The 16,022-nt window shown below is 69.0% G+C and carries 17 protein-coding genes; 10 read left to right on the forward strand and 7 right to left on the reverse strand.

The window, feature by feature from the left end; genetic code table 11:
- Positions 1-21: 21 nt before the first annotated feature.
- The gene (locus AB0I38_RS13200) at positions 22-1,230 is read right to left on the reverse strand and encodes a cysteine desulfurase family protein (RefSeq protein ID WP_358466543.1); all 1,209 of its coding nucleotides are present in this window, start codon (positions 1,228-1,230) and stop codon (positions 22-24) included.
- A gap of 93 nt (positions 1,231-1,323) precedes the next feature.
- Between AB0I38_RS13200 and AB0I38_RS13205 the strand changes: the two genes are divergently transcribed.
- From AB0I38_RS13205 to AB0I38_RS13220, 4 genes are all read left to right on the forward strand, one after another.
- Positions 1,324-1,638, forward strand: coding sequence for a hypothetical protein (locus AB0I38_RS13205; RefSeq protein ID WP_358466404.1), 315 nt, complete (start codon positions 1,324-1,326; stop codon positions 1,636-1,638).
- 54 nt (positions 1,639-1,692) lie between these two features.
- Positions 1,693-2,163, forward strand: coding sequence for a hypothetical protein (locus AB0I38_RS13210; RefSeq protein ID WP_358466406.1), 471 nt, complete (start codon positions 1,693-1,695; stop codon positions 2,161-2,163).
- A 155-nt stretch (positions 2,164-2,318) separates the two neighbouring features.
- Positions 2,319-3,599, forward strand: coding sequence for an AAA family ATPase (locus AB0I38_RS13215; RefSeq protein WP_358466408.1), 1,281 nt, complete (start codon positions 2,319-2,321; stop codon positions 3,597-3,599).
- Positions 3,596-4,201 (forward strand): DUF4276 family protein, encoded by a 606-nt coding sequence (locus AB0I38_RS13220; protein ID WP_358466410.1) that lies wholly within the window; start codon positions 3,596-3,598, stop codon positions 4,199-4,201. Before AB0I38_RS13215 ends, AB0I38_RS13220 begins: the two co-directional genes overlap by 4 nt.
- A 42-nt stretch (positions 4,202-4,243) precedes the next feature.
- On the opposite strand, the gene AB0I38_RS13225 is transcribed toward AB0I38_RS13220, so the two are convergent.
- Positions 4,244-4,759 carry an ATP-binding protein gene (locus AB0I38_RS13225; protein ID WP_358466412.1) on the reverse strand — a complete coding sequence of 172 codons (516 nt, stop codon included), beginning with the start codon at positions 4,757-4,759 and terminating at the stop codon, positions 4,244-4,246.
- Positions 4,760-4,970: 211 nt separating this feature from the next.
- Between AB0I38_RS13225 and AB0I38_RS13230 the strand changes: the two genes are divergently transcribed.
- Positions 4,971-6,551 carry a hypothetical protein gene (locus AB0I38_RS13230; protein WP_358466414.1) on the forward strand — a complete coding sequence of 527 codons (1,581 nt, stop codon included), beginning with the start codon at positions 4,971-4,973 and terminating at the stop codon, positions 6,549-6,551.
- A 48-nt stretch (positions 6,552-6,599) separates the two neighbouring features.
- On the opposite strand, the gene AB0I38_RS13235 is transcribed toward AB0I38_RS13230, so the two are convergent.
- Together AB0I38_RS13235 and AB0I38_RS13240 are read right to left on the reverse strand one after the other, a co-directional pair.
- A complete protein-coding gene (locus tag AB0I38_RS13235) occupies positions 6,600-8,426 on the reverse strand; it encodes an ABC transporter ATP-binding protein (protein WP_358466416.1) in 1,827 nt (608 codons plus the stop codon).
- Complete coding sequence (locus tag AB0I38_RS13240) at positions 8,423-10,204, reverse strand: ABC transporter ATP-binding protein (protein WP_358466418.1); 1,782 nt, start codon at positions 10,202-10,204, stop codon at positions 8,423-8,425. Before AB0I38_RS13240 ends, AB0I38_RS13235 begins: the two co-directional genes overlap by 4 nt.
- Before the next feature lie 323 nt (positions 10,205-10,527).
- On the opposite strand from AB0I38_RS13240, the gene AB0I38_RS13245 reads away from it, so the two are divergent.
- The 3 genes from AB0I38_RS13245 (at position 10,528) to AB0I38_RS13255 (ending at position 11,481) form a co-directional block, all read left to right on the forward strand.
- Positions 10,528-10,905 (forward strand): type II toxin-antitoxin system RelE/ParE family toxin, encoded by a 378-nt coding sequence (locus AB0I38_RS13245; protein WP_358466420.1) that lies wholly within the window; start codon positions 10,528-10,530, stop codon positions 10,903-10,905.
- Positions 10,902-11,243, forward strand: a complete 342-nt coding sequence (locus tag AB0I38_RS13250; RefSeq protein WP_358466422.1) for a helix-turn-helix domain-containing protein — start codon at positions 10,902-10,904, stop codon at positions 11,241-11,243. The genes AB0I38_RS13245 and AB0I38_RS13250 overlap by 4 nt, the downstream gene beginning before the upstream one ends.
- Before the next feature lie 100 nt (positions 11,244-11,343).
- Entirely contained in the window at positions 11,344-11,481 is a 138-nt protein-coding gene (locus AB0I38_RS13255) for a hypothetical protein (RefSeq protein WP_358466424.1), read from the forward strand.
- A 200-nt stretch (positions 11,482-11,681) separates the two neighbouring features.
- On the opposite strand, the gene AB0I38_RS13260 is transcribed toward AB0I38_RS13255, so the two are convergent.
- From AB0I38_RS13260 to AB0I38_RS13270, 3 genes are all read right to left on the reverse strand, one after another.
- The gene (locus tag AB0I38_RS13260; protein ID WP_358466426.1) at positions 11,682-12,275 is read right to left on the reverse strand and encodes a helix-turn-helix domain-containing protein; all 594 of its coding nucleotides are present in this window, start codon (positions 12,273-12,275) and stop codon (positions 11,682-11,684) included.
- Positions 12,200-12,691 (reverse strand): hypothetical protein, encoded by a 492-nt coding sequence (locus AB0I38_RS13265; protein WP_358466545.1) that lies wholly within the window; start codon positions 12,689-12,691, stop codon positions 12,200-12,202. Before AB0I38_RS13265 ends, AB0I38_RS13260 begins: the two co-directional genes overlap by 76 nt.
- Before the next feature lie 523 nt (positions 12,692-13,214).
- Positions 13,215-14,117: a hydroxymethylglutaryl-CoA lyase gene (locus AB0I38_RS13270; RefSeq protein WP_358466428.1), complete on the reverse strand. Its 903-nt coding sequence runs from the start codon at positions 14,115-14,117 to the stop codon at positions 13,215-13,217.
- 73 nt (positions 14,118-14,190) lie between these two features.
- Between AB0I38_RS13270 and AB0I38_RS13275 the strand changes: the two genes are divergently transcribed.
- Complete coding sequence (locus AB0I38_RS13275) at positions 14,191-14,823, forward strand: GntR family transcriptional regulator (RefSeq protein ID WP_358466430.1); 633 nt, start codon at positions 14,191-14,193, stop codon at positions 14,821-14,823.
- Positions 14,820-16,016, forward strand: a complete 1,197-nt coding sequence (locus AB0I38_RS13280; protein ID WP_358466432.1) for a CaiB/BaiF CoA transferase family protein — start codon at positions 14,820-14,822, stop codon at positions 16,014-16,016. The genes AB0I38_RS13275 and AB0I38_RS13280 overlap by 4 nt, the downstream gene beginning before the upstream one ends.
- Positions 16,017-16,022 lie beyond the last annotated feature (6 nt).

Genomic DNA, 16,022 nt, shown 5'->3' on the forward strand with positions numbered 1-16,022 from the left:
AGGTGCTCACAGGAGGGGGGATCAGCCTTGCGGTGGGAGGCTGAGGGCGGCTTCGCGGGCGATCAACGCGGCGGCCCGCCGTACCTCGGCCTCGGTGCTCCAGCGGCCCAGCGACAGCCGTAGCGCGCCGCCGGCCCGCTCGGCGCCCAGGCCCATGGCCAGCAGCACCGGAGAGGGCGCCGGGACACCCTCGTGGCAGGCCGAGCCGGTGGCGGCGGCGATCTCGGGAACGGCGGCCAGCAGGGCCCGCCCGTCGATGCCGTCGATGCTGACGTTCAGCGTGCCGGGCAGCCGTTCGGCGGGGTGCCCGTTGAGATGGACCCGGCCGGGCAGCAGCCGCCGCAGCTCACCGTGCAGCAGGTCCCGCAGGCCCGACAACCGGGCCCGGCTTTCGGGCAGGTCCTGACGGGCCAGCTCGGCGGCGGTGCCCAGCGCGGCGATGAACGCGACGTTCTCCGTGCCGGCCCGCCGCCCGCCTTCCTGGCCGCCGCCGTCGATGACCGGGACGAGCGGGACACCGTCGCGTACGTACAGGGCGCCCACCCCTTTGGGCGCGTACATCTTGTGGCCGACCACGGTCAGCAGATCCACGCCCAGCTCGCGGACGTCGATGGGCACCTTGGCCACCGCCTGGGCGGCATCGGTGTGAAACAACGCCCCGGAGCGGCGCGCCAGCGCGGCCAGCTCGGCGATCGGCTGCAGGGTGCCGGTCTCGCTGTTGCCGTAGGCGATCGACACCAGCGCCGTGTCCTGCCCGAGGGCCGCCTCCAGGTCGGCGGGGTCGACCCGGCCGCGGGCGTCGACCGGCAGCAACCGCACGGCGAAGCCGTCGCGCTCCAGGCTCTGGCACGCCCGCAGCACGGCGGGATGCTCGGTGGCCGGCGTGATGAGCTGACGCCTGCCGGTCTCGCCCGCGCGGGCCAGGGCCAGGACCGCGCCGCGCACGGCCAGGGTGTCGGCCTCCGAACCGCCGCCGGTGAAGACGATCTCCTCCGGGCGGGCGCCGAGCAGTCCGGCCAGCTGGGCCCGCGCCCGAGCGAGAGCCTCACCCGGCGCCTGGGCGTAGAGGTGGCCGCTGGAGGGATTGCCGAAATGGGTGGACAGGTAGGGCAGCGCCGCCCGCAGGACCACCGGGTCGACGGGGGTGGTGGCGTTGTAGTCGAGATAGATCGGCCCGTCGGCCAGGCCGGGATGGCTCATCACGTCTTCTCCGGGGTGGGTCTCGGCCATGCGCACCGCCACCACTATGCCGGAGATATGCCGGAGATCGCGGCTTGCGAGGTCACGGGCCTGGGCGGACACTCGTAAGTGGGGGTGAACCTGATGGAAGAAGAGCGCCGAATCCTGCCCTTCGAATGCCGCGGATGCTGGCACGTATGGGAAGAGGAGTATCTCGTACGACGCGGCGAGGGCCGCAGGGGCGACGACCGGGAGATCTGGCTGCGCGCGGGCGTCGCGGTGCCGCCTCCGACGCAGGGCGCCATCTGCCCGCGCTGCGGCTGCCAGGCCGCCACCACGTTCCCCGAGGGATATCTCAGGTGGCATCCCGAGCTGATCGCGCCGGTGGGTCCGCCGACACCCGACGCGACGCCGCTCCTCAGCCCGGTACCTAAGCGGCATCCCGGACACCTAACCTGACAGCAGGTGAGCATTTCATAGCGATGGGTGTCATAAGTCACGTCTTTTCGTAGCGTGACGAGAGGCGGACACTCGGTGCGGATGGCGGTCGGTCACCGGGGGGTGGTCCTCGTGCGCGACGGGTTCAGCACTCGGCGGATGTGGCTCTTCGAATGCCTGCGCTGCTGGTACGTCTGGGAAGCGGCCTATCTGGTCAGGCACGTCACCGACGACCACGGCAACGACGTCGAGATCTGGCTCCAGGGCGGAGTGCCCGTTCAGCCCCCCTGGTCAGGCACCTGCTGCCCCGGTTGCGGCGTCTACCACGTCACGTCCTTCCCGGTCGGTTACCTCGCGCGGCACCCGGAGCTGGCACCCGCGCCGGAACCGGAGCCCCTGGTGGCGGCCACGCCCGTGGCGAGGTGGGTGCCACCCGTGCGGGCGCCGCTGCCCGGCAGGCTGCTGGTGGCGATGGGCCTGCCCGTGCTCGCCTTCATCGGCTACGAGCTGTACGAGAACCTCTTCGTCAGGACGCACCCGCACTAAAGACCTGTCCCGTAGATCAGGCTCGCGATGTCACCGGCTTGTTGCCGGGACTCATAGCCGTGCCCAGCCGATTAGCGGACGAAGGCACTGATCACCGCTACGGTAAGCGGAAAGTTTGATGTGTCCAGGGCGAGCGGGCGAGGGATTGATGTGGCATGAGGAACTCCATCCAGCCGACCGCGCAACCGTTCGTCACCCGCCTCCGTGCCCGCGACTACAAGTCGCTCAAGTCATGTGATGTGGCTTTCGGACCGCTGACGATCCTGACCGGTTTCAACGCGGCGGGGAAGTCGACTGTTCTCGACGCGATCCGTCTCGTCCGCGACGCGTTGGCGCTGTCCCCCGAAGGAGCGATCGCCAAGCGTGGTGGGCTGGAGTCGGTTCTACGGCGCGGGAAGGAGGCTGGCGAACGTGGCGCGGACTCTTTCGCGATCTCGCTCGACCTGGCCTTCCCGGACGGCCAGGGAGGCGCGGCCTACGAGATAGAGATCGGCCGAGATCCGGCAGGGCGGCACCCACTCGTGGTGATCAACGAGAAGCTGACGCTCACAGTGCGCGACGAGCAGGCACGATACGCCGTCGATTACGCTGCCGACGGGCACCGCGAAGTTCATGGTGGGGAGATTCCCGGAGCAAAGCTAGGTGTCGATGCGTTGCTTCTGCCCATCGTGGGACGTCTGGCCCCTTACGACGTTCTGCTCGACAAGCTTCTCGCGATGCGGTTTTACGAGCTGGACACGACCGTGCTCAGGGAACTGGACAACACTCGTGCGCCTCATCGCCAGTTGGGCGAGCGAGGCGAACACCTGGGACAGGTGCTGGGGGTGCTCGCGGAGGAGCATCCGATGTTCAAGCAGGCGATCGACGAGACGATGCGCTGGCTGGTCCCGTCGCTGCTGGGCGTCGATCGTCGCATGCAGGGCGATTACGCCACGATCCAGGCTCGGTTCTGGACCGGCGACCCGCACTTGCCGTACTGGGACGCGGTGAACTCCGGCGCGGTGGGATCGCAGGATCCGCGCGTGCAGGTTTTCCAGAGCGACGAGCTCTCAGAGGGAACAGTCCAGGCCATGGGCGTGCTGGTGGCATTGAACCAGCCGGAGGCCATCAGTGGTGCGATCCCCTTGGTCGCGATCGAGGAGCCGGAATATGCGATTCATCCCGCGCGAGTAGCGGGCCTGTTGGCGGAAATGGCGGAGGCAGCCAACCGCACTCAGGTGATCGTGACCACGCAGAGCTCCGAGTTGCTGGACGCGGAGGAAATGGACCCCGTATGGCTGCGCATCGTGGAGATGGATGAGGCAGTAAGCAGGGTCGGCCCGCTGAGCGACGAAACCATCGAGATCCTGCGGAAGAACCCTTCGTACCTTCCCGATATGCATCGGCAAGGGCATCTCAGTCCAAAGGATGACCGAGAGCGGAAGGCTGCCAGGTGAACGGGGATCAGTTGCGGATCGGCGCCATCGTGGAAGGCGATGGCGAGGTGGAAGCCTTGCCGATCTTGCTTCGCCGGGTCGTCGCCGAGATTTCCCCAGAGCGATGGGTTGACGTGCCGAAGCCGTGGCGGCTCGACCGTGGCTGCCTGATGACGGTCGGCGGAGTGGAAGGGAGCGTCAATCGCCTGGTCTGTGACGTTGGCACGATCACGGGCCTTCTGGTGCTGCTTGACGCCGATGATGACTGCCCGGCTGATCTCGGTCCGCGGCTTCTGGCCCGCGCCCAGGCCGCCAGGCCGGACGTGCCGGTGGCTGTGGTGCTCGCCAACCGAGAGTTCGAGGCGTGGTTTCTGGCGGCCGCGAGTTCGTTGCGCGGCTGTGCGGGGCTGGCCGCGGATCTGGAGAATCCGCCCGACCCGGAGCAGCCGCGTGGCTGCAAGGAGTGGCTGAGCCACCGAACGATCAACGGCCGACCTTACAAGCCGAGGAGCCATCAAAGCAGCCTGGCCGCCCAGTTCGACCTGAGGATGGCCAGGGAGAACGCGCCCTCCTTCGACAAGTTCTGGCGGGACGTCGAATACCTGATCACCGGGAAGAGGTAGCTCTCTTGGCAATCGCCGGCGAGGACTGCTTGAACCTGCTCATCAGGCTGAAGGCCGGAGAGTAAGGGAGGCGTGGATCTTCGCCCACACTCGGTGGCCGATCGCGTCGTCGCCCTCGTATCCGACCTGGTCCGCGAGTGCGGCGACGACGGCCAGGCCCCTGCCGCGCTCCGCGTTGGTCCGGCACGGGGTGCCGAAGCGAGGGACACCACCCCAGCCGCAGTCGTAGACCGCGATGGTGATCGTGGCGGTCGTACGGGTGAGCTCGACGATGAAGGTCCCGTGCGGACGGCCACTGCTGCTGTGCTGGACGGCGTTGGCGGCCAGCTCGGCGACGATCTGCTCGGCGTCGTCCTGGCGGGGAGAGTCGGCCAGCAGGAAGCGGGTGAAGTGCCGGGCGTCCGGGATCTGGTCGAAGGCGCCCGGGAAGGTACGCCGCCAGACCAGGCCACCGGGGTGCAGGTCGATCATCGCGTCGATGAGTTCGCGTTTGACGTGGCACGGCTGAGCTTGTGCGCGTTGCCGGGGGATGATCAGAGCGGCGGCGGTGTCAGGCACTGGGATTCTCCGTGAGGAAGCGGATCGGTGTGTCACCGCCAGGTTGCCCCTCCGGACCGGCACCTTGGATCCCCACCATCGCTTCCTGAATGCCCCACGCTGAGCCGAACGACTTCAGCGAGGTTCCCACACCATCCGCACGGCTATCTAGACGGAATGTGACTATGCCATTACGTTCGGTTGTCGTGATGTCGTAGTGGAGGTGGTACGGATGGCCCGCGAAGGTTACCTGGTGCTGCAGCAGACCCGGATGTGGAGTCAGCGGCTCCGGGAGAAGGGGTTCACCTGGGATCAGATCGCCGAGGTGATCGCGCTCACCCACGACGTCAGCCCGTTGCGGTTGTATCGGCTGGCGCACGGCCGCACGGCGGCCGACGTGGTGGCGGTGGTCAACGACGCCGACCCGGCGGGCACCGCCGCGCTTCGCGTGCCACGCCTGTACGACTTCGAGTCCTGGCCGCAGGGCGGGCGCAGGCCACCCGCACCGCTGCTCGCGGCGCTGGCCAAGATCTACCAGACCAGCGCGCGCAACCTGGTGCACAGCACGACCCTGGCGTCGTACGGGCAAGTCGATCATGAGCTGATCGACCGCGCGGACTTCCGCCACTCGGACACTAACCGGACCGCGACCCCATGTCGTGTCACCATGGACGAGAGCGCAGCAATCCACCCCGCTGACACGTCGCTCGTGGACGCTTCAGCGTGCGTCCGGTTGCTGCACGCCACCGGCGCTGAGGAGGCCGATGTGAAGCGACGCGAACTGCTCTTCGAACTGGCCCTGGTCTTCGGCGGCAGCCAGGCGCTCGGCCTGCTGCGCATCCTCACCCCAGAGGAGGAGGAACGCCTGGCCGGAGTGCTGCGCGACACCTGGCGCATGGACGAGGCCGCCGTACAGACCTTCGAAAAGTTGACATTGCAGGCGCGGCGAGCTGACGAGGTGTCCGGACCCGCGACGCTACTGCCGGTGGTCAACGGACAGCGGACGGCCGTGGGCAAGCTCCTGGCACGCGAGTCGCTGGCACCGAGCCTCCGCGACAGGCTTCTCGACACGTATGCGCAACTGTCCCAGCTGGCCGGTTACCTCGCCTACGACATGCTCGACTATCCGACGGCCGAGCAACCACTGCACGACGGGCTACGCGCGGCACTCGACCTCGGAGATCCGACGCTGATCGGCTACATGCACTACTGGCTGGGCAGGCTGGCCGCCGACCAGCACCGGACGGCCGCCGTCTTCGACCATGCCTACGCCCTGCAGAGCTGGGCCGCCCGATCTCCGAGCAAGCTGCTGGCCCCGCTGCACCAATCGCTGGTCTCGCTGGCTCACGCCGCCAATGGTGAAGCTGCGGCGAGCGCCCGCGCGCATGAGAGCGCGCTCTCGTCGGCGAGAGCGCCGAAGGACAACGAACCGGCGTTCTTGCACTGGGTTTCGCCACCGGCGGTGGAATCCAGGAGAGCCGCCTTGCTGATTCAACTGAATCACCCCAGAGGCGCCATAGCGGCTGCCGAGCGATATCTGACCGAGCATGACGCGAAATTCAAGAGGGAGCATGGGTTGGTGCTCGCCCGGTACTCCCGCGCCCTGGCTCTGGCCAAGGAGATCCCCGAGGCCACTGCCCGGCTGGCCGAGGCGGCCGACATCACCGGGCAGCACAGCTCCGCCCGACTGGCCGCGGAGATCGCCCAGGCCCGAACCCGGCTGGAGCCCTGGGCGACCACCACGTACGTACGGCGACTGGATGAGACCTTGCGCTCCCGCGGCCTCACCCCGGCGAAGTCGGCCAGGGCTTGAGCCGGAGCGCAGGCCGTCCATGACAGCTAGGACCAAACGGCCTTGGTCCTAGCTGAGACTCTCCAGCCAGGCCCGGTGCAGCCCGGCGAAGCGGCCCGAGGCGGCGATCAGCCGGTCGGGCGGGCCGTCCTCGACGATCTCGCCGCGCTCCATGACCAGCACCCGGTCGGCGATCTCCACCGTCGACAGCCGGTGCGCGATGATGAGCGCCGTCCGGTCGGCGAGGATCGTCCGCAGCGCCCGCTGCACCAGGCGCTCGCTCGGCACGTCCAGGCTCGACGTCGCCTCGTCCAGGATCAGCACCGCCGGATCGGCCAGGAACGCCCGCGCGAACGCCACCAGCTGCCGCTGCCCCGCCGACATCCGGCCGCCGCGCTGGCCCACCTCGGTGTCGTAGCCGTCGGGCAGTGACATGACGAACTCGTGCGCGCCGATCGCCTTGGCCGCCTCGCGCACCTGCCGGTCGGTGGCGTCCGGCCGGCCGAACCTGATGTTGTCGGCCACCGTGCCGCTGAACAGGAAGTTCTCCTGCGTGACCATGACCACGGCTCTGCGCAGCGAGAGCTCGTCCAGTTGCCGCAGGTCGATGCCGTCGAGCAGCACCCGGCCCTCGGTCGGGTCGTAGAAGCGGGAGATGAGCTTGGCCAGCGTCGTCTTGCCCGCGCCGGTCGCCCCGACCAGCGCCACGCTCTGGCCCGCCGGGACGGTCAGGTCGAGCCCCGGCAGGATCGGCATCTCCTCGACGTAGGCGAACCGCACCCCCTCGAACCGCACCCGGCCGCGTGCGCCGGTCAGCGCCTCCGGCTCGCGTGGCTCCGGCACCCCCGGCTCCTCCTCCAGCACGCCCGACAGCTTCTCCAGCGCCGCGCCCGCCGACTGCAGCGTGTTGTAGAACTGGCTGATCTCCTGCATCGGCTCGTAGAACTGGCGCAGGTAGAGAAGGAACGCGGCGAGCACCCCGACCGTGATCTCCCCGTGCAACGCCAGCCAGCCGCCGTAGACCAGCACACCGGCGACCGTGACGTTGCCGATCAGCTTGATGCCCGGCATGAACACCGCGACCAGCCGCATGCTGCGCGCGTTGGCGTCGCGGTAGTCGTCGTTGAGCTGCCGGAAGATCTCCTGGTTGCGCGGCTCACGGCGGAACGCCTGCACCGCGCGGATGCCGGTCATCGACTCCACGAAGTGCACGATCACCAGCGCGACCGTCTCCCTGGTGCGCCGGTAGACGATGGCCGACTGCCGGCGGAACCACCGGGTGAACAGCAGCAGGAGCGGCAGCGGGATCAGCGCCACCAGGCCGAGGGGCACGTCCAGCACCAGGAGCAGCACCGCCGTGCCGAACAGCGTCAGCACCGCGGTGACCAGGCCGTCGAACCCCGACTGCAGCAGCTCGGCGATGGCCTCGATGTCGGAGGTGAGCCGCGAGATGACCCGGCCGGAGGTGTACTTCTCGTGGAAGCTCAGTGACAGCCGCTGGAAGTGCTCGAACACCCTGCGCCGCAGCTCCAGCAGGATGCTCTGGCCGATGCGGCCCGACAGCTTGAGGAACGCCTGCCGGGTCAGCGCCTGGGTGGCCGCCGCGGCCACGATCACGCCGACCACGGTGATCAGCGTGCCGGGCCCGGTGCCCTTGAGCATCGGCGGGATGCCCGCGTCGATGCCCACCTTGACCAGGTAGGGGATCGCCAGCCCCGCCGCGTTGGAGACCACGATGATCGCCGTGAGCAGCGCGATCGCCTTGCGGTGCGGCGTCAGCAGGTCGCCGAGCAGCCGCCGCGACCGGTCGCGCAGCAGGACGGAGACCTTCTCGGACAGTTCGTCCTGGTCCTCGGAGGCCACGCCGCGCCAGTCGGTGACCGTGTTCGTCGTCATCGCAGGGCCCCTTCCGACGGGTCGAGGTCGGCGTCCTGCGCGAGCAGCTCGCGGTATTCGGGTACGTCGTTCAGCAGCTCCTGGTGCCGCCCGACGTGCGTGATCGTGCCGCCCGCCAGCAACGCGACCTTGTCGGCCAGCAGCACCGTCGAGGCGCGGTGGGCGACCACGATGCCGGTCGCCTCGCGCAGCACGTGCCGCAGCGCCTCCTCCACCAGCGCCTCGGTCTCCACGTCCAGCGCGGACAGCGTGTCGTCGAGCACCAGGATCCTTGGCCTGCTCAGCACGGCCCTTGCCAGCGCCAGCCGTTGCCGCTGCCCGCCGGACAGCGACAGCCCCTGCTCGCCGATCCGCGTGTCGAGACCCCACGGCAGGTCGTACACGAACATCGCCTGCGCGGTGCGGATGGCGGCGTCCAGGTCCTCTTCGGTGGCGTCGGGCCGGCCGAGCATGAGGTTCTCGCGCACGCTCATCGAGAACAGCGTCGGCTCCTCGAACGCCGTCGCCACCACCTCGCGCAGGGCAGGCAACGTCAGGTCGCGCACGTCGTGGCCGTCGATCGTGACCCGGCCCGCGGTGGGGTCGATCAGCCGGGGCACCAGCGAGGTCAGCGTCGTCTTGCCCGACCCGGTGGCGCCCACGACGGCGACCGTCTCGCCCGGCCGTACGTCCAGCCAGACGTCGTTCAGCACGGGCCGGTCGGCGCCGGGGAAGCGGAACTCCACGCCCTCGAACCGCAGGTGGCCGCGGGGCCGCTCGACCGTCCGCGCGCCGCCCTCGATCGCGGGCACCGTGTCCATGACCTCCATGACCCGGTCGGCCGAGGTCATCGACTCCTGCGCCATCGCCAGGATGTAGCCGAGGCTGGCGATCGGCCAGACCAGCTGCAGCATCAGCGTGGTGAAGGCGACCAGCGTGCCCAGCGTCAGAGATCCGCCGCCTACCGCCAGCGCGCCGAGCAGCAGCACCAGCGAGAGCGTGAAGTTGGGGATCATCTCCAGGAAGGTGAAGAACCGGGCCGACAGCCGCACCTTGTCCATCGAGGTGTCGTAGACCTTGAGCGCGGCGTCGTCGTACCGGTCGTAGACGTGGTGCCGACGGCCGAACGCCTTGATCGTCCTGATCCCGATCGCCGACTCCTCGACCAGCGTGGCCAGGTCGCCCTGCTCGTCCTGGACCTGCCGGGAGATCTTGATGTAGCGCTTCTCGAACCGCATCGACACCACGATGATCGGCACCGCCGACGCCGCCACCAGCAGCCCGAGCGGCCAGTACATGTTCAGCAGCAGCACGGTCACGACGCTGAGCTGCAGGATGTTCATGACCAGGAAGAGCATGCCGAAGCCGAGGAACCGGCGGATCGTCGACAGGTCGGTCGTCGCGCGCGACAGCAACTGCCCCGACTGCCACTCGCCGTGGAAGCCCATCGGCAGCCGCTGCAGGTGCTCGTAGAGGTCGTCGCGGATCCGGGTCTCCAGGCCGAGCACCGGCCCGATCTGCGACCACCTCCTGATGAAGATCAGGAACGCCTCCAGGACGCCCAGACCGAGCGCCAGGAGGCCGAGGGGGAGTAGGGCGCCGGAGTCGCCGTGGAGCACGGGCCCGTCGATCACCTCCTTGCCGACGAGGGGCAGCGCGATGCTCGCGCCGATGCCGAGGAGGGCGGCCAGCCAGATGAACACCAGCTTGGCGAGGTAGGGGCGGAGGTAGGACCTCATCCGCCACAGCGAGTTGGAGGACAGCAGGGGACGACGTGGTGAACTCGTATCGGGAGGCATCCCATCCAGGCTACGACGGAGGATCAACCGATTTTCGGAGCGCCACGGGCGCATACCCGTTCCTGACCGGGACGTGACATCGGCCGAGAAGGCGTGATGCACAGTGATCACAGGTTGACGCGCGCCCGGGGCGACTGGTTCCTGAAAACGGTGGGCGGCGGCGCGCTCGCCTCCCGGTAAATCTGACCCTGGACAGGCCAGGAACCGGGACTCCGGCCCGAAGGCCATCGAGACGCCTGCCGGGCCGGAGGACGGGACCTCTCGCTGCGGCGCAGTCCGGGTATTGTCTTGAATATGTCGTCAGCGACATATAGCGTTGTGGGGTGGATGCGCTCTTTGCCATCGAGCCCGAGGTGCGGGATTGGTTGGAGGCGTTGCCAGCCAAGCACTTCCTCAAGATCGACGAGTATGTCGGGCTGCTCGCGGAACACGCTGCCGCGTTCGGCGAGCCCTATGCCCGCTGTCTGGGCGACGGAGTTCGGGAGCTGCGGCCCACCCTCGACGGTGCTGCCATACGCATCACGTACTGGCTCACGCCGAACCGCACCGCGGTCCTGCTAACCGTCTTCCGCAAGACGAGAATGCGGGAGGACGCCGAAGTTAGGCGCGCCAAGCTCGCTCAGAAGGTTTGCGAGGCCGAACACGGTCCAGCGCACGAGGAGTTCATCCGCACCATTGAGGAAGGAGAGGTGGAGCAATGAGCCACAGCCGCTGGAAGACCTTGCGCGAACGCAAGCTCGCCGCGGGTTTCACCGAGCCGGAGGACGTGGCCGAGGCTCGTCGCGAGATCCGGCTGTCCATGGCCCTGGCGAAGGCGGTGTACGATCGGCGCACCGAACTCGGGCTCACTCAGGCTGAATTGGCCGACCGCGCGGGCCTCACCCAGGCGAAGGTCTCCCGGATCGAAGGCTCTGACACCGTTCCCACACTGCCGCTTCTCGCCAAGCTGGCCGAGGCCCTTGACGCCACCCTTAACATCGCCCTCGACAACGACAACACCCAGGTGAGCTTCACCGGACACCGCACCAACGCGGCCTGAGTAGTCCAAGCACTCGGCGGTGTGATGGGCATTCGAATAGACGAAACGTATGACAGCGGCCACGGCATAACCCAAGCCGAGGTGGCCCAGGTGATGGGGGGTGTCCCAGCAGCGCGTCGCGGCGATCGAGAACGGGTCCATCGCCGAACTGGCCCCCCTCAGCCTGTACATCCATGCCCTAGGTGGAGAGCTGAAGGTCATCGCCGACTTCGGGGACACCTGGCAACGCGTCGCTTGACCGGATCTGCGAAGGTCCCGGACCGGTCGGGATCGAAGAAGCGAGCCCCGCGATTCACTCGCTGAGGCGTGACGTCCACATGCGCCCTGACGGCTACGCTGACGGCAGCAGAGAAGGACAACCATGGACGCCCATGGCCGGATGTGGGCTCTGACACCCCAGCTAGGTAGCGAAGCAGGACTGCCCTGGCAAGCCGCAGTTCAATGATCGACAAGCGTAAAGCCCCTGTGTAGGAGTGCCGAACACCGCTGGCTCTGCCATGACTCCGCCTGCCGGCGGTAGGCGGCGGGGGAGAGGTCGTGGGCGGCGCGGAAGGCGCGGCTGAACTGCGCCGGGCTGGGGAAGCCCCAGCGCGCGGCGATGGCGTGGATCGGCAGGTCGTTCTGCGACGGGTCGGCCAGGTCCCGGCGGGCTCCGTGGAGGCGCCGCCGGCGGATCCACCCGGCGACCGTCAACTCCTGCGACTGGAAGAGCTTGTGCAGGTAGCGGGTGGAGATGTGGAAGGCGCCGGCGATCGTGGCCGGTGACAGGGCGGGGTCGCCCAGGTGCCGGTCGATGTGCTCGTGGATCCGTACGAGCAGGGCGTGCCGGCCGACGCCCGGTGGGGGTGAGGTGCCGAGGCGCTGGTGCAGCATCGCGGCGGTGAGGTCGAGCAGCACCGTGGACAGGCGCGCGGTGTCGGCGGCGCCGTACTCGTCCGGGCGACGGGTCAGGTTCGTCAGGAAACCGGCGAGGAGCGCGCCGATCCCCTCGTTGCCCGGCAGGGGGTCGCGATCAGCCGTCTGACCTGGCATTCGGGCACGGGCAGCAGCGCTCTGGGGAACGCCATCAGCACCCCCTCGGCGAACGTCCCCTCAGGGACCACCTGGCCATGGAACGGGCGTGAGGTGTCGAAGAGCATCATGTCCATGCGACCGAGGCAGGCGTCCTGCCGTCCCTGCGACACGCTGGATCTGCCGCGCAGGTTCAGTGCGAGCTGGTACGACTCCAGGTCGGACTGCCGGATCAACCGCGGAGTGCGCACCGCCTCGTAGGCCGGGCAGGTCGTCCGCGACACCAGCACCGTGCCTAGGTCGATCAGCCGCGCGGCGGCCCAGAAGTCGCCCGTCTCCCGTCTGCGGAGGTCCATCGGGGCCACCATCCGCCCGCTCACCTCGCGCCAGAAGGCGAACCGCTCGCCGACAGGGAGATCATGCGTGCGTAGGACCATGTTCACGGCTGCCCCCTTGACCGTCATGTCCCGCGGCGCTCTCCATCCTCCCGCCGCACACTCGATTCGAGTTTCCGGCGCGCGAATAGGTTCACGGCAAAAGGCACAAAAGGTCCCGCGACGCGGAACCTTTTGCGGGCTTCCGGGGACGGGCTCCCGTCCTGCCCCGGACAACCGGTCGATCAGCTTTTACGAAGGTCGATCAGCGGGCGGCTGCATCAGATCCAGCAGGGATTGCTGGAGCCCGAACGGATGGTGTAGAGAACGGCCTGACGGTAGTTCTGCGGTGTGACCGTTTGGCCGGCGGGCCCGGTGCGGGCTACGAATCATCCTGCTCCTTAACGATGATCGGACAGATCACCGACAGAATGTCCGGAGGGACAGGAGATGTCGTTGGCGCAGAGCGAACAATGATGCGCAATGAACGTACGACCCACCGGCGCCGCCCACCGTCCTCGCCCTGACGGAAGGCCGGCGTCGGTAGGCCCCTCCTCCTGGCTCCGGGGCGCCGTCGCAGGGTCGCTCAGTCGGTGCCGGACGCCTGCGGCGGCGGCCAGGCGGCGACGCGGCCGAGCTGGGCGGGCACTGGCTTGCCCAGGTGCCGCCCGATGCCCAGCCCGGCTTCGGCCACGGCGGGCAGCGTGATGCCGGTGCCGACGCCCATCCGGTCCAGCAGGTAGACGAGGTCCTCGGTGGCGATGTTGCCGGTGGCCTCGGGCGCGAAGGGGCAGCCGCCGATGCCGCCGGCGCTGGAGTCGAGGGCGGCGGCCCCGGCCTCCAGGGCGGCCACGGCGTTGGCGTAGCCGGTGCTGCGGGTGTTGTGGAAGTGGAAGCGCAGCGGTCTGTCGGTGACCTCGCGGACGGCGGTGACCAGGCGGCGCACGTCGGCCGGGGTGCCCACGCCGATGGTGTCGGCCAGCGCGACCTCCTGCGCGCCGGTGCAGCGCGCCACCAGCTCGGCCACGTGGCCGGGGTCCACCTCACCCTCGAACGGGCAGCCGAACGACGCCCCCACGGTCAGCGTCACGCCGAGCCCGGCGGCGCGGGCCCGCTCGGCGATGGCGCCGAAGCCGTCGACGGCCCGGTCCACCGACATGCCCTGGTTGCGCTGGGAGAAGGTCTCGGTCGCCACGACGACGACGTTGACCTCGTCGACGCCGGTCTGCAGCGCCCGGTCGAGGCCGCGTTCGTTCAGCACGAGGCCGGCGTAGCGCAGGCCCGGCACGCGCGGGGCGCGGGCCATGACCTGCTCGGCGTCGGCCATCTGCGGGACCCGGCCGGGATGGACGAAGCTGACCGCCTCGATGCGGCGCACGCCCGCGCCGACGAGAGCTTCCAGGTAGGCGACCTTGGCGTCGGTGGGCACCTGCTCGGGCTCGTTCTGGAGACCGTCGCGGGGGCCGACCTCGATGATTTCCAGCTCCATGTTGTATGCAACCCCTTGTCCAAATGGTGCGATTACGCCAAGATACTCGCATCCCAACCGAGGAGTTGTATACATGTCGGCTGTCGACGAGCTCAGAAGCCTCATCCTGGCGGGACAGTACGCCCCGGGTGACCGGCTGGGCGAGGTCGAGCTGGCCGAGGTGCTGGGCGTCAGCCGCACTCCGGTGCGCGAGGCGCTGCGCCGGCTGGAGGCCGAGGGGCTCGTCGAGCTCGTGGCCAACAAGGGCGCCCGGGTGGTGGCGTACCCCGCCCAGGACCTGGAGACGATCTTCGAGCTCAGGGCGCGCATCGAGGGGCTGGCCGCGCGCCAGGCCGCCCTCACCGCGAGCCCGGACGACGTCGCCCGTCTGCACGGGGTGGCCGTCGACCTGCGCGACCACTCCGAGCGGGGCGACCTCGACACCGTCTACCGGCTCAACTCCGAGTTCCACCAGAGCCTGATCCACCTCGGTGGCAGCGCCCTGCTGGCCCAGTCGATCAGCTCGCTGATCCACTCCTCCATCCTGCTGCGCACGTACGGCTCCTTTGACGAGGACGCGATGCGGCGCAGCGTCAACCACCATCTGGAGATCGCCGCCGCCCTGCGCGCCGGCGACCCCGAATGGGCCGAGGCGGTCATGAGGGCCCACCTGTTCTCGGCCCGAGCGTCGTTGCTGGGCCCCCGATATCAGGAGAGAACCACATGAGAGGACTCCCGCTCGGCGACATCCGAGTGGTCGAACTGGGCCAGTTGCTCGCGGGACCCTTCTGCGGCCAGCTCCTCGGCGACTTCGGCGCTGAGGTGATCAAGGTGGAGGATCCCGGCAAGGGTGATCCCATGCGCCAATGGGGCAGGGAGAAGCCCCACGGCAAGTCCCTCTGGTGGCCGGTCGTGGCCCGCAACAAGAAGTCGGTCACCTGCGACCTGCGCACCACCGAGGGCCAGGACCTGGTGCGGCGCCTGGTCGAGCAGGCCGACGTGCTGCTGGAGAACTTCCGGCCCGGCACGCTGGAGCGCTGGGGCATGTCGCCCGAGCAGCTGCACGAGATCAACCCCAGGCTGGTGATCACCCGGGTGACCGGCTTCGGCCAGACCGGCCCGTACGCGCCGCGCGCCGGCTACGGCTCGATCGGCGAGGCGATGGGCGGCATCCGCTACGTGACCGGCGATCCCGGCCAGCCGCCGTCGCGCGCCGGGATCTCCCTGGGCGACTCGCTGGCCGCCACCTACGCGTGCCTCGGCACCCTGGTCGCGCTGCACGAACGCGAGAACAGCGGTCAGGGCCAGGTCGTCGACTCGGCGATCTACGAGGCCGTGCTGGCCATGATGGAGTCGCTGCTGCCGGAGTGGCAGCAGGCCGGCTACCAGCGCGAACGCACCGGCCCCGTGCTGCCGAACGTGGCGCCCAGCAACGTCTATCCCACCAAGGACGGCGACAGCATCCTCATCGCCGCCAACCAGGACAGCGTGTTCGCCCGGCTGGCGGCCGCCATGGGCCGGCCGGAGCTGGCCGGCGACGAGCGCTACGCCACCCACGGCGCCCGCGGCGCCAACATGGGCGAGCTCGACGACCTGATCGGCAGGTGGACGGCGGAGCTGCCCGCCCAGCAACTGCTCGACCTGCTGCACGTGAGCGGCGTGCCGGCGGGACGGATCTACCGTGCCCCGGACATGTTCGCCGATCCGCACTTCGCCGCCCGCGAGGCCATCGTCCGCGTCCAGCATCCCGACTTCGGCGAGCTGGCCATGCAGAACGTCGCGCCGAAGCTGTCGGCCACCCCTGGCGAGGTGCGCACCGCCAGCCCGGCTCTGGGCGAGCACAACCACGAGATCTACCACGGACTACTCGGCCTCACCCCCGAGGAGATTGACCGGCTGTCGGCCGGCGGAATCATCTAGCAACAA

This window comes from Nonomuraea cavernae, from assembly GCF_040655715.1.
GTDB classification, from domain to species: Bacteria; Actinomycetota; Actinomycetes; order Streptosporangiales; family Streptosporangiaceae; genus Nonomuraea; species Nonomuraea cavernae_A.